At 70.1% G+C, this 22,759-nt stretch carries 17 protein-coding genes and 1 pseudogene; 13 read left to right on the plus strand and 5 right to left on the minus strand.

What is annotated here, in order from left to right:
- Positions 1–252 precede the first annotated feature (252 nt).
- Genes ACFY1L_RS52435 through ACFY1L_RS52450 form a run of 4 tightly spaced genes read left to right on the plus strand, consistent with a single transcriptional unit; the run spans position 253 to position 5,660 of the window.
- Positions 253–1,842 carry an NAD(P)-binding domain-containing protein gene (locus tag ACFY1L_RS52435; protein ID WP_388842605.1) on the plus strand — a complete coding sequence of 530 codons (1,590 nt, stop codon included), beginning with the start codon at positions 253–255 and terminating at the stop codon, positions 1,840–1,842.
- Between the two features lie 5 nt (positions 1,843–1,847).
- Positions 1,848–2,981 carry an alpha-hydroxy acid oxidase gene (locus tag ACFY1L_RS52440; RefSeq protein WP_388842607.1) on the plus strand — a complete coding sequence of 378 codons (1,134 nt, stop codon included), beginning with the start codon at positions 1,848–1,850 and terminating at the stop codon, positions 2,979–2,981.
- A complete protein-coding gene (locus tag ACFY1L_RS52445) occupies positions 2,978–4,369 on the plus strand; it encodes a cytochrome P450 (RefSeq protein WP_388842609.1) in 1,392 nt (463 codons plus the stop codon). The genes ACFY1L_RS52440 and ACFY1L_RS52445 overlap by 4 nt, the downstream gene beginning before the upstream one ends.
- A 13-nt stretch (positions 4,370–4,382) precedes the next feature.
- Positions 4,383–5,660 carry a cation:proton antiporter gene (locus tag ACFY1L_RS52450; RefSeq protein ID WP_388842611.1) on the plus strand — a complete coding sequence of 426 codons (1,278 nt, stop codon included), beginning with the start codon at positions 4,383–4,385 and terminating at the stop codon, positions 5,658–5,660.
- 25 nt (positions 5,661–5,685) lie between these two features.
- Here ACFY1L_RS52450 and ACFY1L_RS52455 read toward each other — a convergent pair.
- Positions 5,686–5,939: pseudogene (locus ACFY1L_RS52455) on the minus strand (AhpC/TSA family protein); the annotation flags it as partial.
- 280 nt (positions 5,940–6,219) lie between these two features.
- Between ACFY1L_RS52455 and ACFY1L_RS52460 the strand changes: the two are divergent.
- Positions 6,220–6,651 carry a hypothetical protein gene (locus ACFY1L_RS52460; RefSeq protein WP_388842613.1) on the plus strand — a complete coding sequence of 144 codons (432 nt, stop codon included), beginning with the start codon at positions 6,220–6,222 and terminating at the stop codon, positions 6,649–6,651.
- Positions 6,652–7,008: 357 nt separating this feature from the next.
- Here ACFY1L_RS52460 and ACFY1L_RS52465 read toward each other — a convergent pair whose 3' ends face one another.
- The 3 genes from ACFY1L_RS52465 to ACFY1L_RS52475 are packed head-to-tail and all read right to left on the minus strand — an operon-like array spanning position 7,009 to position 8,516.
- Positions 7,009–7,500: a DUF4188 domain-containing protein gene (locus ACFY1L_RS52465; protein WP_388842615.1), complete on the minus strand. Its 492-nt coding sequence runs from the start codon at positions 7,498–7,500 to the stop codon at positions 7,009–7,011.
- Between the two features lie 34 nt (positions 7,501–7,534).
- Positions 7,535–7,744, minus strand: a complete 210-nt coding sequence (locus ACFY1L_RS52470) for a 2TM domain-containing protein (protein ID WP_388842617.1) — start codon at positions 7,742–7,744, stop codon at positions 7,535–7,537.
- Between the two features lie 49 nt (positions 7,745–7,793).
- Positions 7,794–8,516, minus strand: coding sequence for an alpha/beta fold hydrolase (locus tag ACFY1L_RS52475; protein WP_388842619.1), 723 nt, complete (start codon positions 8,514–8,516; stop codon positions 7,794–7,796).
- A 330-nt stretch (positions 8,517–8,846) separates the two neighbouring features.
- On the opposite strand from ACFY1L_RS52475, the gene ACFY1L_RS52480 reads away from it, so the two are divergent.
- The 6 genes from ACFY1L_RS52480 (at position 8,847) to ACFY1L_RS52505 (ending at position 20,488) form a co-directional block, all read left to right on the plus strand.
- On the plus strand, positions 8,847–11,420 hold the full coding sequence (locus ACFY1L_RS52480) for a 2Fe-2S iron-sulfur cluster-binding protein (protein ID WP_388842621.1): 2,574 nt from the start codon (positions 8,847–8,849) through the stop codon (positions 11,418–11,420).
- 122 nt (positions 11,421–11,542) lie between these two features.
- Complete coding sequence (locus ACFY1L_RS52485) at positions 11,543–14,725, plus strand: ATP-binding protein (RefSeq protein WP_388842623.1); 3,183 nt, start codon at positions 11,543–11,545, stop codon at positions 14,723–14,725.
- Between the two features lie 236 nt (positions 14,726–14,961).
- On the plus strand, positions 14,962–18,126 hold the full coding sequence (locus ACFY1L_RS52490) for a BTAD domain-containing putative transcriptional regulator (protein WP_388842625.1): 3,165 nt from the start codon (positions 14,962–14,964) through the stop codon (positions 18,124–18,126).
- A 187-nt stretch (positions 18,127–18,313) separates the two neighbouring features.
- A complete protein-coding gene (locus ACFY1L_RS52495; RefSeq protein ID WP_388842627.1) occupies positions 18,314–19,123 on the plus strand; it encodes an alpha/beta fold hydrolase in 810 nt (269 codons plus the stop codon).
- A 124-nt stretch (positions 19,124–19,247) separates the two neighbouring features.
- Positions 19,248–20,264, plus strand: a complete 1,017-nt coding sequence (locus tag ACFY1L_RS52500) for an MFS transporter (protein ID WP_388842629.1) — start codon at positions 19,248–19,250, stop codon at positions 20,262–20,264.
- A 29-nt stretch (positions 20,265–20,293) separates the two neighbouring features.
- Positions 20,294–20,488 carry a hypothetical protein gene (locus tag ACFY1L_RS52505; RefSeq protein WP_388842631.1) on the plus strand — a complete coding sequence of 65 codons (195 nt, stop codon included), beginning with the start codon at positions 20,294–20,296 and terminating at the stop codon, positions 20,486–20,488.
- 233 nt (positions 20,489–20,721) lie between these two features.
- Here ACFY1L_RS52505 and ACFY1L_RS52510 read toward each other — a convergent pair whose 3' ends face one another.
- Positions 20,722–21,132, minus strand: coding sequence for a winged helix-turn-helix domain-containing protein (locus tag ACFY1L_RS52510; protein ID WP_388842633.1), 411 nt, complete (start codon positions 21,130–21,132; stop codon positions 20,722–20,724).
- Positions 21,133–21,439: 307 nt separating this feature from the next.
- On the opposite strand from ACFY1L_RS52510, the gene ACFY1L_RS52515 reads away from it, so the two are divergent.
- Complete coding sequence (locus ACFY1L_RS52515; RefSeq protein ID WP_388842635.1) at positions 21,440–22,003, plus strand: cupin domain-containing protein; 564 nt, start codon at positions 21,440–21,442, stop codon at positions 22,001–22,003.
- Between the two features lie 13 nt (positions 22,004–22,016).
- Positions 22,017–22,592 carry a carboxymuconolactone decarboxylase family protein gene (locus tag ACFY1L_RS52520; RefSeq protein WP_388842637.1) on the plus strand — a complete coding sequence of 192 codons (576 nt, stop codon included), beginning with the start codon at positions 22,017–22,019 and terminating at the stop codon, positions 22,590–22,592.
- Positions 22,593–22,759: the final 167 nt, after the last annotated feature.

Consider the following 22,759-nt stretch of genomic DNA (forward strand, 5'->3'; position numbering starts at 1 on the left):
CCGGTTGCGCCGCCCTCGGGTGCCACTGATTTCGACTGCTCTCCGGGCCGCTCCCCACGCCTGTGAAGCATCGCCGTTCGGGCCTGCTGACCGGCGCGCTTCAGCCGACCCTGTCTGCGGGCCCACGTCCGCGGGTTCTCCCCGCACATCAGCGCCCTGCCGTTCGCGCCAACCGCACTCTCCGATTTCTCGCCCCCACCGGCCTCCAGGCATGCCTCCACCCGAAGCGGCCCGGAGCAGAAGGAGAGATCCATGCACTCCACGCACAGCGAGCCTCTCGATTACCTTGTCGTCGGCGCCGGTCCCGCAGGGCTCCAGCTCGGCCAGTTACTCCAGGCGGCAGGGCACGGATACCGGATCCTGGAGGGCGGCCACGCTCCCGGCACCTTCTTCCGTACCTTCCCCCGTCACCGCAAGCTGATCTCGATCAACAAAGTGCACAACGGCACCGACGATCCCGAGCTGAACCTCCGGATGGACTGGAACTCCCTGCTGTCCCCGGACGACCGGCTGCTGTTCACCCGCTACAGCAAGCGTTACTTCCCGCACGCTGACGATCTGGTGCGCTATCTCGCCGACTTCGCCGAGGCGTTCAAGCTGGACATCGCCTACGACACCCGGGTGCAGGGGATCCGGCGCGATGCCGATGGTTACACCCTCACCGACCAGCACGGACACGAGCACCACGCCCGCCGCCTGGTCATGGCCACCGGGCTGACCCGGCCCAACACCCCCGACATCCCCGGCATCGAGAGCGCCGAGGACTACTCCGCCGTATCGGTGGCCCCCGAGGACTTCACCGACCAGCGCGTCCTGATCATCGGCAAGGGCAACTCCGCCCTGGAGACGGCGGACAACCTCGTCGAGACCGCGGCGGTGATCCATGTCGCCGGGCCGCACTCCATCCGCATGGCATGGAACAGCCACTACGTCGGCCATCTGCGCGCGGTCAACAACAACTTCCTCGACACCTACCAACTCAAGTCGCAGAACGCCCTGTTGGACGGCCACGTGCTGTCGATCGACAAGGATCCCGACGGGAGCTATCGCGTCCGCTTCAGCTTCTCGCGGGCCGACGAGGTCGTGAAGGAGCTGCGCTACGACCGGGTGATCGTCTGCACCGGCTTCCGCTTCGACGCCTCTCTCTTCGACCCGGAGTGCCGCCCCGACCTCGTCATCGACGATCGCTTCGCCGCCCTGACTCCGGCGTACGAGTCGGTGAACATGCCCGGCCTGTACTTCGCCGGCACCCTGATGCAGCAGCGTGACTTCAAGAAGTCCACCGGCGGCTTCATCCATGGCTTCCGGTACGCCGTCCGCGCGTTGAGCCGCATCCTCGACGAGCGCCACCACGGCCGACCCTGGCCGCACCAGCCGCTGGATGCGGCCCCGTCGGCGCTGGCCGACGCCGTGGTGGCCAGGGTCAACCGCAGCTCGGCGCTGTGGCAGCAGTTCGGTGTGATCGGGGACCTGATCGTCACGCCGTCCGGCGAACCCGCCCGCCACCACGAGGAAGTCCCGGTCACGTACGCCCACGACAGTCAACTCACCGTGAACGGCGACTACTTCACCGTCACCCTTGAGTACGGCCCCGACCACGACAAGGTCGACCCCTTCGACATCACGGTACGCCGCACCGCCCAGAACTCGGTCGACGCCGCCATCGACGCCGCCTATCTGCACCCGGTGATCCGTCACTTCCGGGACGGGGAGCTGCTCGGCACGCATCACCTGGCCGAGAACCTGGAGAACGAGTGGAACCATCCGGACGTCCACCACGCGCCGCTCGCCGAGTTCTTCGCCCGCGAGCTGGACCGCCGGCCGAGCCCTTCGGGGAGGTGAGCGGCATGCAGTACACCGTGCATGACTTCGAGGCCGCCGCGATCGCCAAACTCGACCCCGTATACGCGGACTTCATCGCGGGCGGGGCACGCGACGAGATCACCGTACGGGCCAACGAGGCCGCGTTCGGGCGGCTGCAGCTGCTGCCCCGGGTGCTGCGGGGCAGTGCGGTCCGGGAGTTGGGCATCACCTTGCTCGGCAGCCGGGCCCGCCTGCCCGTCCTGCTCTCACCCACCGCCTTCCACAAACTGGTCGATCCGGAAGGGGAGTTGGCCACCGCGCGGGCCGCGGCCGCCGCCGGAGCGATCATGATCGCGTCGATGGCGTCCACGGTCGCGGTGGGTGAGATCGCCGACGCGGTCCGCGCGACGGACGCCGACGTGCCGCTGTGGTTCCAGCTCTACATCCAGCCCGACCTGGAGATCACCGAGGCGCTGGTACGCCGGGCCACCGACGCCGGGTGCACCGCCCTGGTGGTCACCGTCGACTCCCCGGTGCTGGGCGCGGGCGAACGCAACCGGCGCAACGGCTTCCACGACCTGCCGCCCGGACTGCGCTGCGAGAACCTGGTGGACCTGCGTGACGGCGAGCGCGGTCACGTACGCCAGATCGCCATGTCCCCCGAGCTGAGCTGGGAGCACATCACCTGGCTGCGCGGCATCACGGACCTGCCGGTCCTCCTCAAGGGCGTCCTGCATCCCGAGGACGCCCGGCTCGCGGTCCGGCACGGCGTCGACGGGCTGCTGCTGTCCAACCACGGCGGTCGCCAACTCGACACCGTTCCCGCCACGTTGGAGCTGCTGCCGGAGATCCTCGCTGCCGTCGCGGGCCGTATCCCCATCGTCCTGGACGGCGGGGTCCGGCGTGGGACCGACGTGGTCAAGGCGCTGGCACTCGGCGCCTGTGCGGTGGGTATCGGCCGGCCCGTGATGTGGGCGCTGGCCGAGGGCGGCGAGAAGGGCGTACGGCGGCTCCTGGAGCTGCTGCGCGACGAACTCGACGACACCCTGGCCCTGTGCGGGGCGTCCGGGCTCGCCGACCTGACGCCCGATTTGGTGCGGATGCCTGCGTGGGGTCCCGTGTCGGGTCCTGTCGTGACTCCGGGATCGGATCGCCGATTCGGCGGGGTGGTCGCGTGAGTGCCACCGGATGGCTCGTCACGGGCGCGGTCGTGGTCCTGGTGGCCGGTCTGCCGTACTGGTTGCCCAAGGCGGTGATCGCGTTGCGGGTGCGCATCTTCGCCTGGGTCGGCGGCGAGGAAGGTATCCGGGCACCCGGTCGGGAGGTGCCCGCCGAGGAGTTCAAGCAGGTGTACGGGCATCCGGCGGCCAACGGTCGCAGCCGGGGCGCCGCGCTGTCCGACCTGTTCTGGTACTGGCTCTCGCCCGGCCCCGAGATCCACCAGGAGCACCTGGAGCCCGGACCGCGCTACGACGACGTGGCCCGCACCACCCGGCAGATCCTGGCCGGGCTGTCCCGGGAGCAGTGGACGGAGCTGGTCGGCCGTTGTACCCGGCGGGTGCTCGACGAACTCGACGGCCACGTGAGCGTGCACCGGGTCAGACTGCGCGACCTGATGATGCCGGTCTGGGCCGAGGTCTACTACGAGGTGGTCTTCCGCGCACCCTGCCCACGTCACGTCCGGGACCTGATCACGGGTAACGCGGACGACGTGGTCAGCGCCCTGAAGTGCACCGGCCTGCGGCACATGGACCGGCGGGCCCGACTGACCGCCTACCTGCGGGACCGGCTCGCGCACGAGCCTCCGCCCGTTCCGCTGCCGTCCTCCCTCACCGAGCGGGAGCAGGCGTACTACCTGCAAGGCACGTTCTTCAACACCGCCGTCGTGCAGATGTCGGAGGCGATGGCCCACCTGCTGCTCGCCCTTGCCACGCACAGGCCGGTGCAGGACCGGCTGGCGGCCGGCGAGAAGGACCCGGACTTCCTGGACCGGGTGATCAACGAGACGCTGCAGCACTTCCCGCTCTTCGGCGTCGCACACCGGATCACCTCCGGCGAGATCCCCAGGGACGGGCGCGCCCCCATCCCGGCCGGCTCGGTCCTGCTGTTCAACTACCCCCAGTACCAGGGCTCCGGCGCAGCCCCCTTCGACCCTGACCGCTGGCTGAACCCGGACACCAAACCGTCCGCCTTCATCCCGTTCGGGGTCACCGCCAACCGACCCTGCCCGGCGCGCGGGTTCGCCGTCCTCACCATGCGGGTCGCGGCCGAAGAGATCCTGCGTCGCTTCCGGCTGGAGTCCTCGGCAGAGCACACCCGCTCGCTGCCCAGCCGAGGCCCCTGCCTGCTCCTCCCACGCACCGGAGCTTCCTGGAGCCCTGCGCGTCGGCAGATCCGACTCGCGGCGATGCGACTCGCCGACCGCTGGGCTGCGGTCCCGCGCAGCCTCACCCAACTCGCCCTCGGCAGCTACATGGTGTGGGATGCCCGGCGCCAGGGCCTGTGCCGGACCTACTTCGCCGCCCAGTCCGGCGGCCCCGCCCCCTCTGTCACCGCCGGCCGCTGAGAGGAACGAGACCATGACTCCCATGGAGCTCGCTCCCGCCTTCTTCCTGGCCGTCGTCGTGATTCTGCTGACGTGCCGTCTGGTCGTCCTGGTGGCCGGCCGCCTCGGCCAGCCACCCGTGGTCGGCGAGATGATCGCCGGCGTGCTGCTCGGCCCCTCGCTGTTCGGGCTGCTCGCCCCGGGGCTGTCCGCCGAGGTCTTCCCGCCCGAGCTGAAGCCGGTGCTGTACGTGGCCGGACAGATCGGCCTGGTGGCCCTGATGTTCGCCGCCGGATACGAGTTCCGGACGCACGCCGGACGCGGGCTGGCCGGTACCGCCGTCGCCGTCTCCTCGGCCGGGGTGGCGATCCCGCTCGCGCTGGGCGTGGGGCTGACCCTCGTGGCCCACGGCCACGTCGGCATCTTCGTCGACGGGGTCTCGGTCTGGGTGACGGCGGCCTTCGTCGGCGTCGCCCTGGCCATCACTGCCTTCCCGATGCTGGCCCGGATCATCACCGAACGAGGGCTGGCCGGCTCCCGGTTCGGCTCGCTCGCCCTGGCCTCCGGAGCCACCGACGACGCCGTTGCCTGGATCCTGCTGGCGGGGGTGCTGAGTGCGGCCAAGGGCGAGGCAGGGCCCGTCCTGACGGCCGTCGGCGGCTCCCTGCTGTTCGTGGCCGTCCTCTTCCTGCTGGGCCGCCGCCTGCTGGCATGGATCGTCAACCGGCCCGGTCTCGGCGACGACACCCGCCTCCTGTGCACCGTCGCTGTGCTCTTCTGCGCCGCCTGGTTCACCGACATCATCGACCTGTACGCCGTCTTCGGGGCGTTTTGCGTCGGGATGGCCATGCCCCGCGGCGAGGCGTCCGAACGGCTCGTACGGACCACCCAGTCCGTGACCCAGGTCGTGTTCGTCCCGATGTTCTTCACCTACTCCGGCCTCAACACCCGTTTCGACGTCTTCTCCGACCCGTCCGTGACGGCGTTCGGGGCGGCTGCGGTCGTCCTGGCGGTGGCCGGCAAGTTCGGCGGCTGCTGGGCCGCCGCCCGGCTGCGCGGCGAACCGGGCCCGGTGGCCGTCCGGGTCGGCGCCCTGATGAACGCCCGTGGGCTGATGCAGCTGATCGCCCTCAACATCGGACTGGCGGCCGGCATCGTCAGCGAGGAACTGTTCACCGCGCTGGTCCTCGTCGCCCTGATCACCACAGTCATGACAGTTCCGGTACTGAGCTGGCTGGACCGCCGCGACAGAAGGTCCGCGGTGGCCGAGGAGACCCGCGACGGCAAGGAGGCGGCAGCGACGCCGAGTTGAGCGGGCGCGGCAGGCGTTGATCTCCTGCGGCGAGAGCAGCGAGGACGTCGGCCGGTTCGGCGCGGGTGGTGTAGTCGGTGTCGACGAAGGCCCAGCGAATCACGCCGTCGCGGTCGATGACATACGTGGCGGGCAGCGGCAGCGTGCGCGGGTGACCGTCGTTGACGCGCTGGAGGTCGAAGCCGAGCTTGTCGTAGACGGAGGCAAGGTCGTCGGGGAGTTCGCGGCGAGGGAGAGGGACTCGTCGGGGATCTGCGGGGAGACGGCGACGAGGCGGGCGTCGCCCGATGGCGCCAGTCACTGCGTATGGTCCTCGGCTCGACGCGCTGACCGCCCTGCACCTGATGAGTGAGGCGAAAGCCGCATGGTTCCGGGTGTACGACCTGGTCCACGCCTACGCGGAGGAACGGATCTGCATCGACGTCCCGGCGAGGCCCTCACCCCTTCAAGCGCGCCGCGGCATGGGCCGAGATACCGCTGACGACGACCCGAAGTGGGCGGCGGGTCCTCGCCGCCTAGGCCGTGCATCGGAAGTGATTCGTGCGCATAGGGTGTCGGCATGTCGCTGAGCCACGTAGCCCTCTTGTCCGGCCGTTCGATCGAGCTCACCGAGCTGCGCATGTCTTCGACCTACGGAGGGATGTTGGAGGGCTACCCGTGCAAGCCCATCAACGACATGAAGGTCAGCGGCCTCCAGCGGCAGGCTGAACGTGCGTTTCCCTCCACGCCGGTCTATCTGGTTCCTCCCTCCCGCGAGTACCCGGACCAGACCGTCGGCGCCTTCGGCCCCGTCGAGGTTCTGCCTTCTGTGGCCTGCCTCGGTGCCTTCCGCTCGGCAGCGGTCGCTCCTGATCTCGACCCGGTGCTGCACCGTTCCGCGCTCACCGTGGTCTGGTTCCAGGCCGGCTTGGATGTCCCGTCGGACGAGGACGCCAACCTTGCGCTTCGCAGCATTCGCTGGGAGGAGCTGGCCCAGGACTACGAGCTCTAGCGACGGGTGCCGATCACAGCCGCTCGGTGATGGCCGGGATGAGGACGGTCGCCTCGTAGCGGACCGCCAGCTTGTCGTAGCGCGTGACAACCGCGCGATGCTCTTGAAGCGGTTGATCCCGCACTCGACCGCGTGAGACTCGCGGCAGTCGGCCGAATTGAAGCGTGGCGGTCGGCCGCCGCGGGAGCCGAGCTTCTGGCGGTTCCGTGCCTGGTCGGCCTTGTTGGGAAAGGACCGTTGCGTTCTTGCTCCGGCAGTCGACGCACGCGAACTTGACCCCATCTCGGTCGCCGTGCCGGCACACCCACCCTTGTTGACTGCGCCCAGGATCGTCGGCTCACGTCCGAACCGGACAGCTCACCTCTCTCCCGAACGCAGTCGCTGGGCCGCCGTGTCGCCGCGCCGACCGACCGGTACGACACCTGTCGCCGCACCGAGGCCGTAGGCCGGCATGTCGACGTACACCGATTCGTAGGAGCCTGCCGTGACGATGAACGTCTCGTGCCAGATACCCACATGACCCTTGCCCGCGCGTGCTCGTCGGTTGAACGCCGTCCATGCGGGCCGGTGTGCCGCGTCCTGCTGGTGGGCGTAGGCCAGGAGCCGTTCCTTGTCAGACCAGTACTGGACGACGTAGAAGTCGCGCAGGCCGCCGTAGAGCACCTTGTAAGCGAGAAGTCCGCTGCTCTTTTCCTGGGACAGCTCACGCAGCATGCGCGGCATCGACATGAATGCCGGAAGCCAGCTGGAGAGTGCGCGCAGGCGGTTGATCCGCAGCCCGATGTGGAAGACGACGACGTCGCCTTCGGCGGCGGCGGTGTTGCGACCCGAAACCACTTTCTCGGACATGATTCTCCCTCCGGTCGTTTTCAAGCGGTTCGCGTCACGAACGGGACAGTGATCGGGTCTCCACCCGAATCGCCCAGAAATGGATCACCATGCCGATGCCCCAGCCCACAATCGACCACAAGGGCCAGAAGAAGTGGTCCGGAGTGAGAATGGCCCACAGCACCACCTGAGCCGCATTGGCGAGGACGTACCAGAAGAAGTGGATGCGCAGGCCCCACCGCATGGCCTTTTCGCTCTTGTGCACTTTCCCTCCCGTAGGTCATCGGATCGCTGCACTTGCGCCGCCCGGAGGTCTACTGCGGGGGCGTCTGCTCCTGCACGGCTGTCTCGATGAGGGCCACCGTCGCACCCGGCCGAGAGACGAACACCATGTGGGAAGCACCCTCGACCACCTGGGTCTTCGCCCCCGAGCGCAGGGCCATGAACTCCTGCGTCGGCGGTGGGATGATCCTGTCGGCGCCGCTGATCAGGTTGTAGCTGGGGATCGTGTGCCACGCCTGCGGACCGGTGGCCGGCTCGCCCAGCGCCGCACCGGTGGCCGGACGCTGCGTGATCGAGTAGAGCGTGGCCTCCTCCAATGACACGTCGGCCGCGAAGTGGGGATGAAAGACCTTCGGGTCGATGTAGAGATCCACCTGCCCGTCGGGCAGCGGGACCGGCTTCAGGGATTCGCCCACGGTGCTGCCCGGGAACCGCTCGACCAGCGCTTGTGCGCTCTCACCCGTCTCCGGCACGAACGCCGCCAGATAGACCAGTGCCTTCACGTTTGCGTTTCCCTCGGCGGCGGCGGAGATGACCGCACCGCCGTACGAGTGCCCGACCAGCACGATCGGTCCCTCGATGCTGTCCAGCAGCGCCTTGACGTGCGTCGCGTCAAAGGCGAGCCCCCGCAACGGATTCGGGGCGGCGACGACTGGATAGCCGTCGGCGACAAGCCGCTTGGCGACGGCGTTGAAGCCGCTGCTGTCGGCAAAGGCGCCGTGTACGAGCACGATCGTCGGATTCCCGTTCACCATGAACCACCCTCTCCTTCGGACGACTTCTTCGAACCGCCATGGCAGACAACGCCCGCCGACTTGACCTCGACCTCCGGAAGTGTCCGGAACTGTCGGCCGACGAAACGGAAGCGCAATCGCGGCGACCGTGGAGGGCTGGCGGATGAACTCAGCGCAGAACGACACGGCTCCACACCCTCACGCTCGACGCCAAGCTAGGACCTCGCACTGGACGGAATCGGAATGAGACCGGGACATGGTTCCTGGCGGACTTCACTGATCATTCAGTCGACGTCAAGCGCGTGCGGCGAATCTGAGCCCCGGAGGACGGATGACTGGGGGGTGCGCGTGATGTCGGACGAGGAAGCCGATGTCGTGGTGATCGGGTCGGGCATGGGTGGTCTCGCGGCGGCGCGTGCGATCGCGCAGTTCGGCGGGAAGCGTGTTCTCGTCCTCGAACAGCACTACACGCTCGGCGGGATGACGCACGAGTTCTCCCGCGCCGGGCGCTACCGCTTCGGCACCGGGCTGCATTACATGAGCGCGAACGCCGGCCCGTTCCTCGGATTCATGACGGACGGACGGGCACAGCTGTCGCTCCTGCCGGACGAATACGATGCACTGCACTTCCCGGGATTCGATTTCGCCGTACCCGCCACTGAGGAAGTGTTCAGCGCGCGCCTGAAGGAACACTTCCCCGCCGAGGCCGACGCCATCGACGACTTCTTCCGGACCACGCGCCGGGCCATGGCCGGACTGACGGCGCGCAATGTCCTCGCATCGTTCTCCGCCGGTGTGCGAAAGGCGACCGCGCCGCTCGTCGAGCGGCTCTTCCCCTCGACCTTCCGATCGTTGCGGGACCAGCTCCTCCGCAGCTTCCACGAACCGCGTCTGCGAGCCGTTCTGGCCGCGCGGTGGGGGCTGTACGGCACCCCGCCGGCATCGAGCGCGTTCGGCTACCACGCGGCCGTTCCGCTGACCTTCTTCATGGACGGCACCGCACACCCCGTGGGCGGCCCGCAGGAGCTCAACCGGGTCGTCCTGCAGATCCTGCGGCGGTACGGCGTGGTGCTGCGCCCCCGGCAGCGGGTCCACGAGGTGGTGGTCGAGGGCGGCAGAGTGACCGGGGTCGACGTCGAGGACACCGCCTCCGGCCGCCGTTACCGGGTGAGGACGGACACTGTGGTCTCGGCGGCCGGAGTGCGCAACACGTACGCCCTGATCGGGCAGAGCCACGAACTGGCGGATCTGCCCGAGGAACGATCCGCGATCATGCTGTTCCTCGGCCTGGACCAGTCGCCGGCCGCGTTCGGATTGCTCGGCGAGAACCACTGGTTCATGCCTGATCTGGAGGAGCACGACAACAAGCCGCGCCCTCCGGGCGAAGGCACGCTGTACGTCTCGTTCGCGTCGCTCAACAACCCGGCCGCCCGTTTCCACACCGTGGAGCTGCTGGAACTCGTCGATCCCAAGGTGGTCGACGAGTGGCGCGGGACACCCGAGAGCGAGCGGCCGGACAGCTACCGGAAGTTCAAGGACGAGCTGACCGAACGGCTGCTGGCCCGACTGGAGGAACGCTGGCCCGGCTTCCGGGAGACGGTCGCCTTCGCCGAACTGGCGACGCCGCTGTCGTTCGAGACCTATCAACACAGCGTGCTGGGATCCTTCTACGGTCTCGCGGCGACTCCCCAGCGACTGCGCTCGGCCCGGGCGGGATGCCGTACTCCGGTCAAGGGCCTGTTCGTGGCCGGGCAGGACGCCTGGGGTTCCGGAGTGGTGGGAGCCCTGGCGGGCGGGCTGATGGCGGCGAACGCCGTACTGAAACCGCGGCAGCTCGGAACGATGTGGCAGGCCATCCGCTCCGGCGGAACGGCCCCGGATCCGGCCGCGCCCTGGGAGGGCTATCTGCGCGTGGCCGGCATCGAGGCCCTGACCCCGACGGTCCGCAGGATCCGCCTCGCGCCCCTGAACGGGGACACGATGCCGTTCTCGTTCGCCGCCGGGCAGTACCTGAAGGTCGAGCTGCCCGTCGCCATCGAGCCGATCGAACGGTCGTACTCGATCTGCAGCAGTCCCGGGGAGCGTGGCTTCGTCGAGATCGCCGTCAAGCACGAGCCGGACGGCCTGGGCTCGGGATTCCTCCACGAGGAACTGGAGGTCGGACTGGCGTTGCGGGTGAGCGGCCCGCACGGCGCGTTTACCTGGCAGCCAAACTCCCCGCAAGGCACGGCGGACACCCTTCTGCTCATCGCCGGAGGTGTGGGGATCACCCCGCTGATGAGCGTGCTGCTGGCGGCCGCCGACGCCGGTCACACGGGGCGGATCGTCCTGCTGGCGAGCTACCGGACCGCGAACGAAGTGCTCTTCGGACCCGAGCTCGCGGCCCTGCGGTCCCGGCTGCCGGGGCTGGAGGTGTCGGTCTTCACGACCGACCGGCAGGTGCGGATCGGCCCCGATGCGTTGCTGCCCCACGCCGGCCCGACGACCCGCGTGCACCTGTGCGGGCCGGCGCCCATGATGCAGGAGCTGATCGGACGCCTGACGGACCTGGGAGTGCCGCGCGAGGCCGTCCACACCGAGGCGTTCGTGTCGGGCCGGAGCAAGGCGACACGGCGGGAGAAGGCGCACGCCATCGCCGTCGCCGCCGCGGCCGCCGGTGTCACCGAGTTCATGATCGGCACGGACGGCGGCGCTCCGGCGTTCCCCTGCGGTCCCGGGCAGTCGGTCCTCGACGCCGCCAACGCCGTCGGCGTCGCGTTGCCCCAGTCATGCGGCGAAGGCGCATGCGGTACCTGCCGGGTGCGGGTGCTCTCCGGCGCCCACGAGAGCGACGACCGGGGGATGTTCTCCGCGGACGAGTTGGCGGCGGGCTGGCGGCTGGCCTGCCAGACGCTGCCCACCGAGGACCTGGTGATCGGCCAGTAGGACGGGACGGCAGCGGTCACCACGCGCGCGGTAGCGGCGACAGGACCGGCAGCACTCCACGACCGTCGGCCGGGGCGGCGGAGGGCTGCGAGGGCGACCCGGCACTGAGAATGGACAAGGGAATGACTTCCTCCGGCGCATCCCTGCGTCTGCAGGTTCTCGGTCCGCTGCGCGTCTGGCGAGACGGCGTGGAACTGGACATCGGGCCTCCGCAGCAGGCGTATCTGCTCGCCGTTCTTCTCGCCCGTGCGGGCGAGCCGGTCACCATCAGCGAGTTGATCGACCTGATCTGGGCCGAGGACGTCCCGGCCTCGGCGGTCAACATTCTCCAGAAGTACGTCGGCGCGCTACGACGACTGCTGGAGCCGGCGTTGCCCGCGCGTGAGCCCGGCTCGTTCCTGCAGCGCCGCGGCAGCGCGTACCTGTTCGTGGCCGCCGCCGGAACACTGGACGTCGTCAGGTTCCGTGAACTGGTCGCGGCGGCCGAAGGCAGCGTCGCGGGGCGGCGGCTCGACGCGGCGCTCGACGAGTACTTGGAGGCGACGGGACTATGGCAGGGCGCGGCCGGGGACGGGGTCGCCTACGGCTCGACCGGGATGCCGATCTTCGCCGGGCTGGACGACGAGTTCCGCCACGCCTGCATCGCGGCGGCCAAGTTGGCGACAGTCCTCGGCCGGCCCGAACGGGTACTCCCGTCCTTGCACATGGCTGCCCGCATGGCGCCCTTGCACGAGACGGTGCAGGCGAGTCTCATCGCCGCCCTGGCCGCCGCCGGCCAGCCGGCCGAGGCTCTGTCGGTGTTCCGCACCGTCCGCGCCCGGCTGGCCGAGGAACTCGGCATCGACCCCGGCCAGGCTCTGGTGGCCGCTCACCTGCGCGTCCTGGAACGGGCACCGGCGGAGGCAAAGCCGGTTGAACGGCCGACGGTACCCACCGCCGGGGCGCCGACCATCGACCGCCTGGTGGGCCGCGCCGAGGAACTGGCGGTGTTGCGGCAGGCCGTGGAGTCGGCTCTGGCCAGGGGAACGGGGCTGGTCGTTGTCGAGGGTGAACCGGGGGTGGGCAAGACCCGCCTGTTGGAGGAGGCAGGCGCCGAGGCGGAGCGGCGTGGAGCCCTGGTCGTCTGGGGCCGCTGTCTGGAGGGCGACGGCACGCCGTCGATGTGGCCGTGGACGCAGGTGATCAGCGGGCTCCTGGACGATCTGCCTGCCGCTGCGCGCGAGGACTGGCAGGTGGGCGAGCTCGGCCGTCTCGTCACACCGCAAGGCGGCGGGGCCACGCCATCGGCCCTGCCTGACAACGGCGTCCAGTTCCGCTTCTTCCAGCAGGCTGTCGCTGTCGTACGTCAGGTAGCGGCGCGGCGACCTGTGGTGCTCGTCGTCGACGACCTCCAGTGGGCCGACGCCGCCTCCCTTGATCTGCTCGGCCACCTGATGGCCCGACTGCCGGGCGGCACCGCCGTGATCGCGGCGCTCCGCGACCGCGCCCCGGCGCCGAGCCCGGAACTGGGGCGGCTACTGGCTGCGGCGAGTCGGCAGATCGGGCACCGCAGAATCCCGCTCGCCGCGCTCGCCTTCGCCGAGGTGGCCGAACTCATGCGAAGTGAGACAGGTCAGGACCCGGATCCCGCTGTCACCCGCCTCATCCACACCCGCACTGCCGGAAACCCCTTCTTCGTCCGCGAGTTGTCCCGGTTTCTCGCCGACGGCGGTGTCCTCACGGAGGCCGCCTCGGCCCGGATCGGAGTGCCGGCCACGGTCCGAGATGTCGTGCGCGACCGGATGGCCGGACTGGGGAGTGCCGCACGAAGCCTGTTGCAGATCGCCGCGCTGATCGGCCGGGCCGTCGACCTCGCGCTTCTCGCCCGAACCGCGGGTCTTGACCACCAGACGTGCCTGGACCGCCTCGAGTCGTGCGAGGGGCTGGGCCTGCTGGAACCCACGCCCGAGGACCCCTACTCCTTCGCCTTTCCGCACGACCTGGTCCGCGAATCGGTCGCCGAGACCGTATCGCCGCCGAGCGCCGCCCGGCTGCACCTGCTGGTCGCCGACGCCCTGGAGCACAGGGCCGCGGACACCGAGCTGGTCGCCGAGCGCCTCGCTCATCACCTGTGGTCCGCCGGGCCGCTCGCGGACCCGGCCCGCACCGCCACCGCCCTTGTCCGCGCTGGCCGCTGCGCCGCGGCCAAACTGGCGCTCGAGGCGGCAGCGCGCCAGCTTCACTCGGCCGCACGCGTGGCACGCACAGCAGGCCTGACGGAACTGGAGCTGACGGCCCTGTCGCTGTTCACCGCGGTCGACGGGATGCGGGCGGGATACGTCGGCTCGGCGGTCGACCAGCTGGAGCGGGCCGAACTCCTTTCCCGTGGACTGGGCCGGGAACGGGAGGCCGCCGACTTCCTGTTCTCCCGCTGGGCCGCGTACGCCCAGGGCATACAGCTGAAACGCGCCGGCCGGTTGGCCGAGCAGCTGCTGGAGCAGGGTGAGGCGTCCGACGACCCGGTCGTGCGTGCCTACGGCTGGTACGCCTGGGGCATTCACCAGTGGGGTGTCGGCAACATCGGAGAGGCGTTCCGGTATCTGAGCCGGTCGGACTGGACCGTTCTGGACGACCTGGCCCATCAGGAGGAAGACCCGCTGAGGCGCGATCTGCGACGGGTCGCGGCCGGGATGCTCGCCATGATGACCGCCTTGCACGGGGACATCGACACGGCACTCGCCCAGCTCGACACGATGGAGGCCGCCGCAGGAGACGACCCTTACCTGATCACGGTCTGGGCGGCCTACTCGGCGAGGGTCGCCGCGTTGATCGGCGACCCGGAACGGGCGCTGCGCGCGGCCGCACGCGGGATCGCCGTGGACCCCGCGTTCTCGTTCGGCTTCCTCGGCGGCTACCAACGACTCGCCCGCTGCTGGGCGCGCGCCGTGACCGGCGAGGAGGCCGCCGACGCCGCCGCGGAGGCACAGGAACTGATCAGCGCGTCGCTCTCCCACCCGCCCCGCTCGGGCCTGGCCACCTGGTACGGGCTCCTCGGCGAGATGTGGCTGGCAGTCGGAAAGCTGGACGAGGCCGACGCGGCGCTGGACCGCGCGAACTCGGCCGTCGCCACCTACGGCCAGCGCTACGCGGAGAGCCTGCTGCTTCTGATCCGGGCGCGGGTGCTGCGGGCACGCGGTGAACCGGTCGCCGTCGTCCGGGCCGTTGCCGAGCGGGCACACGCACTGTCCGTCGAGCGCGAGGCCCACCTGTTCGCCCGCCGCGCCGAGGAACTGATGGCAGAGCTCGCGGACGGCGCATCCCGCTGACACCGGGGAGCACGACGACGACAGCCGGCGGCAGACCGTCGCCTCGGAAACCTCGCTGCCCGGCGATCGCCAGCCCATGCGGGGAGAGCGGCCGATCGGGTACCTCGGTTCGTCACGGGGGCACCGCACAGCGGCCGTCCCAGGCGGATAGCCCCAGGTCGCGGACCGACAGTAGAGTGGCTGCGCCGCAGCCGACGGTGGTCGGCCTGTGAGTGGGGGTGGGGGTGGGGGTGGACATGACGTCCTCCGGCGGACAGCTGCGTCTCCAGATTCTCGGTCCGCTACGGATCTGGAGGGACGGCGTCGAGTTGGACGCCGGGCCTCGACAGCAGGCGTATCTGCTCGCGGTGCTGCTCGCCCGTGCCGGCGAGCCGGTCAGCACGAGTGAGTTGGTCGACCTGATCTGGGACCAGGACGTCCCGCCGTCGGCCGTGAACATTCTCCAGAAGTACGTCGGCGCCCTGCGGCGGCTGCTGGAACCCGCGCTGCCCGCCCGGGGAACCGGCTCCTACCTCCAGCGCCGAGGCAACGGTTACCTCTTCACGCCCGGCCCCGGCACGCTGGACGTCCTCACGTTCCGGGAGTCGGTCGAGGCGGCCAGGGCCGGCAGCTCGGCGCAACGGCCCGACGTGGCGCTCGACTGCTACGTCCGGGCGCTGGACCTCTGGCACGCCTCCGCCGGCGACGGACTGCTCCACGGACCGTCGTCGGTGCCGGTCTTCGCGGCGCTGGACGCCGAGTTGTACGTCGCGTGCGTGGCGGCGACCACGCTGGCGATATCGCTGGGGCAGCCCGAACGTGTGCTCCGGCCGCTGCGGCTGGCCGCCCGGATGGCGCCGCTGCACGAGACGGTGCAGGCGAGTCTCGTCTCCGCCCTGGCCGCCGCAGGCCGGCAGGCGGAAGCACTGGCGGTGTTCCAGGCCGTTCGGGCCCGGCTCGTCGAGGAGCTGGGCCTCGATCCCGGCCCGGAGCTGCAGGCTGCGCACCGGCGCGTACTGGATCCGGCACCGGCCGAGACGACGCCCTCGGCGAGGCCGTCAGTCCTTGGTGGCGGAACACCGCCGGACGGCCGGCTGGTGGGCCGGGTCGAGGAGCTGGCGGTGTTGCGGCAGGCCGTGGAGTCGGCTCTGGCCGGGGGAACGGGGCTGGTCGTTGTCGAGGGTGAACCGGGGGTGGGCAAGACCCGCCTGTTGGAGGAGGCAGGCGCCGAGGCGGAGCGGCGTGGAGCCCTGGTCGTCTGGGGCCGCTGTCTGGAGGGGGACGGCACGCCGTCGATGTGGCCGTGGGTGCAGGCGGTCGGCGCGCTCCTCAGCTGCCTGCCCGTCGCAGCACGGAAGGAGTGGCAGGCCGGCGAACTCGGCCGCCTCCTGGGACCGCACGGGAACGTTCCCGCCAATCCGGTACTGCCGGACAGCGGTGCCAGGTTCCGCCTGTTCGAGCAGACAGTCGCGCTCGTTGGACAGGCATCGGCATGGCGGCCGGTCGTGCTCGTCGTCGACGACCTCCAGTGGGCCGACGCCGCCTCACTCGAACTGTTCAGCCACCTGGCGGCTCACTTGCCGCACGGCACCAGCCTGGCCGGCGTCCTTCGCGACCGCGCGCCCGTACCCGGTTCGGAACTGGAGCGGATGCTCGCCGCGACAAGCCGACTGCCCCGTCACCGCCGCATCCGGCTCGGCCCACTGGGCCCGGCCGAAGTGGCCGAACTGGTCCGCCAGGAGACGGGTCAGGACCCCGGCCCCGGTGCGACCCGCAACATCCACGCCCGAACCGCCGGCAACCCCTTCTTCGTCCGGGAACTGTCCCGGCTCCTCGCCGACCGCAGCGTCCTCACCGAGGCCGCCACGACACCGACGGGAGTACCCGCCACCGTCCGGGACGTCGTGCGCGACCGGATGGCGAAGCTGGACGAAGAGGTCGTACGACTGCTGCAGACCGCCGCGCTGATCGGCCGGGACATCGACCTCGCCCTGCTCGCGCGCTCCGCCGACCTGTCCGTGCAGACCTGCCTGGACCGCATCGAACCCTTGCAGGAACTCGGCCTCCTGGAGCCCTCGTTCCGTGACCCGTATGCGTTCCGCTTCGCCCACGACCTGGTTCGTGAGTCCGTCGTGGGGGCCACACCACCACCGCGGGCGACCCGACTGCACGTGCGCGTCGCGGACGCCCTGGAGCAGCACACGACGACGGACGACGAGCGCCTGGCCCATCATCTGTGGGCCGCGGGCCCGCTCGCGGACCCGGCACGCACCGCCGCCGCACTGATCCGCGCGGGTCGCTGCGCAGCGGGGAAGTCGGCGTTCGAGGCCGCCGCGCAACAGCTGGGATCGGCCGCGCAGGTCGCCCGAAGAGCGGGTCTGGCAGAGCTGGAGCTGTCCGCGCTGTCGCTGTTCACCGCGGTGGACGGGATGCGGGCGGGATACGTCGGTGCGGCTCTCGAACTGCTGGAGCGCGCCGAACACCTGGCTCGTGCCCTCGGCAGGGAACGGGAGACCGCCGACTTCCTCTTCTCCCGCTGGGCCGCCCACTCCCAGGGCATCCAACTCGACCGGGCCGCAGGACTGGCACAGCGACTTCTGGAACAAGGCGAGACATCCGCCGACCCGGTCGTCCGCACCTACGGCTGGCACGCGTGGGGCATCCACCAATGGGACATCGGCAACATCGGCGAGGCGTTCCGGTATCTGAGCCGAAGCCGCTCCACCATGCTCGACGACCTCGCCAACGACGGGGAGGACACGCTCCGGCGCGACCTGCGGCTGCTCGGGCCCGCCATGCTCGCGCTGATGACAGCACTGCATGGCGACACCGACACCGCACGGATGCTGTTCGACACGATCGAGGCCACCGCTGACGGCGACGCCTATGTGCTCACCGTCTGGGCCGCCTTCGCCTGTACTGCCGCGGCCCTGGCCGGCGACCCGGTGCAGGCGCTGCGCACGGCCGAGCGGGGGCGTGCCCTGGACCCGGAGTTCTCCTTCGTCTTCTTGGGCAGTTATCAGCGGCTGGCGCGGTGCTGGGCGCATGCCGTGACCGGTGAGGACCCGGCCCGAGCGGCAGCGGAAGCACAACGCCTGATCACCATGGCACTGGCCGACCCACCACGTTCCGGCCTGGCGACCTGGTACGGCCTCCTCGCTGAGATGTGGCTCGCCGCGGGCAGACTCGACGAAGCCACAGCGGCCCTCGACCAGGCCGACTCAGCCCTCGACACACACGGCCAGCGCTACGCCGAGGGCTTCCTGCTCCTGCTGCGTGCGCGCCTGATGGGAGCCCGCGGCGAGCCGGTCGCCGCCGTCCGGGCCGCCGCCGAGCGAGCCCGGGCGCTCTCCGCCGAGCGCGAGGCCCACCTGTTCGCCCGCCGCGCCGAGGAGTTCCTGGCCGGGCTGGCCGACACCTGAGGACACCGCATCACCACCGTGGACGGTAGGCCATGGTGACAGCTCCGGCGGGCTTGACAACCACGGAACCCACGGCGCACCGGACCCCGGCGGACGCCCGGAATACCGTTCAGTGCCCGTCAAGTGACCGGCCCTACGCTGACCGGCGATCACACCGAGAACGCCGGAGACCGAAGGGCATACACCGATGACGACAACTCGCCGGGGACTGTTGGCCGGATCGGCCGCGATCGTAGCGGGCGCCGCACTCGACACACCCGCCGCACAGGCACACACCGGGGGCGGCAGTGGAGGAGACAACGCGCGGAAGCCGACCGTGGTACTCGTGCACGGGGCCTTCGCCGACGCCTCCGGCTGGAACGGGGTCGCCTCCCGGCTCATCCGCGACGGCTATCCGGTCATCGCGCCGCCCAACCCACTGCGCAGCGTGGCGTCCGACTCCGCCTACCTGGCCGGCATCCTCGCGACCCTCAGCGGCCCGCTCGTCCTCGTCGCGCACTCCTACGGCGGGATCGTCGTCACGAACGCCGCGACCGGCAACCCGAACGTGAAGGCGCTGGTCTACGTCAACGCCTTCGTGCCCGATCAGGGTGAGACGCTGCTGGGTCTGCAGACGAAGTACCCGGGAAGCAGGCTCAGCGAGGCGGCGCTGGATTTTCGTCCCTACGGCGAGGGCCTCGTCGACGGCTACATCAAGAAGGAGTTCTTCCACGACGTGTTCGCCGGGGACCTGCCGAGGGCGACCACCGGGCTGATGTGGGCCGGCCAGCGTCCGGCCGACACGCGCACCCTCGGGGAGCCGTCCGGGCCCCCGGCCTGGAAGACCATCCCGTCCTGGTACCTCGTGGGCCGCGACGACCAAGTGCTGCCCCCGGCGGCCCAGCGGTTCATGGCGCGCCGGGCCGGCGCCCACACCTTCGAGGCCGACGCCTCGCATGTCGCGATGATCGCGCAGCCCGCCGCGACGGCCGCCCTCATCAAGCGCGCCGCACGCTGACACCACCAGGCCGAGGAGGCCGGGGAGCAGGGATGTCCGACAGGTTGGGGCGGCCCCTCACCTGATCCCCGTCCCGCACCCACCCGTACGCGGTACACCTGCCCCTCCTGCCGAGGACGAGACGATGCATCAGCGCGCCTACGCCGGCCAGTGCACAGCCGAGGAGAAACGGCACACCTCAGCGAAGTCACCCATCAGACGTCCGAAGCTGACGTTGTTCGCACTGGCGTTGGGCACCTTCGCGATCGGCGCCGGCGAGTTCGGCAGCAACGGCATCATCCAGCTGTTCGCTGCCGATCTGCAGGTGTCCGTCCCGGTCGCCACATACGCCATCACCGCATACGCGTTCGGGGTGATGATCGGCTCCCCGGCGATCACCTTGCTCGCCGCACGGGTCAACCGGCGCACTCTGCTGCTCGGGCTGATCGGGCTGTTCCTGGTCGGCAACGGGCTCTCCGCCGTGGCGACGAACATCGCGCTGTTCGTCGCCTTCCGGTTCGTCGCGGGCAGCGTGCAAGGTGCGTTCTTCGGAGCCGGAGCCGTGGTCGCCGCGTACGTGTACGGGCCGGGCAAGGGTGGAAAAGCGTTCGCCACCGTGATGGGAGGACTCACCGTCGCCACCATCGCCGGGTCCCCGCTCGGCACGTTCATCGGCCAACATGCCGGCTGGCGCATCATGTACGCGACCGTGGTCGCCGTCGGCCTGCTCGCCGGAGCCGCCCTGGTGGCCTGGCTGCCGCGCACCGACGACCTGCGCGGCAGCTCCCTCGCGGGCGAACTGGGCGCCCTCCGTCGGCGGGGCGTCTGGCTGATGGTCACCGTCGCGGCGCTCGGCATCTCCAGCATCTTCGCCGTCTACACGTTCATCGGTCCGTTCATCACCGACGCGGCGCTGCGCGACGCCTCGCTGATCCCGGTCGCGCTCGCCGTCTTCGGCCTCGGCATGGCGGTCGGCAACCATGTCGGTGGACGTGTCGCCGACCGGTACGAGAACCGCGGTCTGGTCTGGGGATACGGCGGCGCGCTGGCATTCCTGGTGCTGATCGGCGTGGCAGGCGAAAACTTGGCGATTCTGCTGCCCTGCCTGTTCGGCACCGGCGCGACCATGATGTTCGCCATCCCCACCATCCAGGCCGACTGACCAGCTTCGCACCGGACGCCCCGACCTTGATGGGAACGCTCAACCTGGCCGCGCTCAACCTGGCCAACTGCCTTGGTGCGATCGGCGGCGCGATCGCCCTGGACGCCGGCTGGGGAACCCTGTCCACCGTCTGGGCAGGCTTCCTCCTCACCGCCGTCGGTCTGTTTCTGTACGTCATGACCGTGGCCCGGGTGAAGCCGGCGCCCGTGCCGGTTCGCGCCTAGAACTCCGCGCGGCCAGAGCTCCGCAGAGCCCACGGGCCACGGCCGTCAGCCTGCTCTGTTCCTGCTGTTCCTGAGGGCCTGCGGTCATGTGTTGCCGCCACGTTCTGACAGGAATCGTTCGGCACGTCGCGCGAACAAGTGCGCCTCGCATGCGGTGGATCGCGTGCAGGCCTGTTCGGCGGCGGCCCGGACGGCGGTGAGGGGTGCACCGCGGGCTTCCAGCAGGCGCGCCTTCAGCAGCAGGAGCAGTCCTTCGGCGTAACGCTGGCTGTAGTGCCGCATCGGAAGGCGACCAGGTCCAGTGTGGTGGTGCCCGCGGTGAACAGGTAGGAGTTGCCGCGACGGTGAAGGAACGAGTCGGCTTCGCAGGCGGGCAGCAGAGGCTCGAGCAGGCGTCGCAATGCGCCGATGTACTTCTGGAGGATGTTCAAGGCGCTGGAGGGGACGCCGTCGCCCCACATCAGGTCGATCAGCTCGCCCGTGCTGGTCGGCTTGCCGACGTGGGCCAGCAACAGAGCCAGTAGGTATGCCTGTTGTGGTGGCCCGGCGTCCAGTTCGACACCGTGGGGCCAGAGCCGTAGCGGGCCCAGGATCTTCAGATGCGGCGAGCCTCTCCCGGCGGACCGGTCAGCAGGGACTGGCACCGCTACACTCCTCGATCCCGGGGCGGACAGGACGCGATCATCGCCGGCGCCGACTTCGAATGAGTGTATGTGGACCGGCCGAAATGTACCGCTGGCCGCGGCAATGCTCGGGGTACCGGCACCGTCGTCGCAGCCAACTACGCATGCGCACAGGGGACTTTACGGACAACGGAGCGTCATCCACAGACGGTTCACTGTGCGTCAAGTGCAGGGCGCCAGTCTTTGGGTGTGCGGCGCCTTCAATGCCTGCTGCCGCGCTGCTTGTCTCGCTGACGCGATGACCTCTGCAAGAGGCAGGAGCCACCCTATGAACCCAGTGCAACCGTTCCGGAGAATCGTGACCGGCCATGACGCGTCCGGCCGCGCGGTGATCACACAGGACGCACCGCCGACGCGCAAGGTGGAGATCGGCGGGCCCGGTGGCCCGACCTTCTACGAGGTGTGGAACACACGTCAGACGCCGGCCGTCATCGACCGGCAGTCGGGCGAACCGGCGGAGGACGGTCTGGTCCTCGGACCTCCCGAGGGCGGCACACGCATCCGGGTGATCGACTTCCCTCCGGAGGACGACCGAATCCGCAACCTGACCGGAGCCGAGGCAACCGAGAAGTTCGGGGAGATGGGCGGTGCCGACGCCGCAAGGTCCGCTGCCGGTGCCCCGCATCCCTTGATGCACCGCACGCAGACCATCGACTACGGGATCGTCATCGAGGGCGAGCTCACGCTGGTCCTCGACGAGGGCGAGACCACCGCCCGCGCCGGAGACATCGTGATTCAACGCGGCACCAACCACGCGTGGGCGAACCGGTCGGCCGGGAACTGCCGGGTCGCCTTCGTGCTCATCGACGGCCAGTACACCGACGGACTTTGAGGAGGGGCACCCTATGCGTGTCCGACCCATCCCACCCGATGAGCTCAGCCCGCAGCTCCGTGAAGTGCATGACGGCATCGCCGGCCTCGTCACCCAGGAACAGGGCCGCGTCCTCATCCTCGACGACGACGGCGCGCTCGTCGGGCCCTTCGCGGCGATGCTGCACTTCCCCACGTTCGGGGTTCCGGCTCTGTTTCTGCAGAGGGCGGTCGCGGCCGAGGCCCACCTCGATCCCATCGTGCGCGAGGTGGCGATCCTCACCGTCGGCGGCGCCTACGGCGCCCGGTACCTGTTGTACGCACACGAGCAGACGGCAGATGAGGTCGGCCTTCCGGCGGCACAGATCGCGACCCTGGCGGCGGGCGGGAGCCCTCCCGGGCTGACCGACGAACAGGCCATCGCCCACGACGTCGCGAGGGCGTTGACCTCCGGGCGCGTACTGCCGGACTCCACATACGACCGGGCCACGCAGCTGCTGGGCCATGACGGCGTCGGCGAACTCGTCTTCCTCATCGGTAGCTACTGCCTCATAGCGATGGTCCTGAACTGCTTCGACGTGCCGGTTCCCGGCCAGGATCCGCCAGAGTGAGGGGGTGACGGGGCAGACCAGGGTCATCGGTGGCGGGGCGACTGCACGGTGGGCGGCGCCGGGGTTGGCGAGGGCTCGGCTGATGCCGTCGAGACCGAAGTCACCCGCCCACGACCAGCACGAACATCAACTGCCCGCACACCAGGCCCATGACCTGCAACTTCACG

The organism is Streptomyces sp. NPDC001663 (assembly GCF_042893105.1).
In the GTDB taxonomy this organism is placed as follows: domain Bacteria; phylum Actinomycetota; class Actinomycetes; order Streptomycetales; family Streptomycetaceae; genus Streptomyces.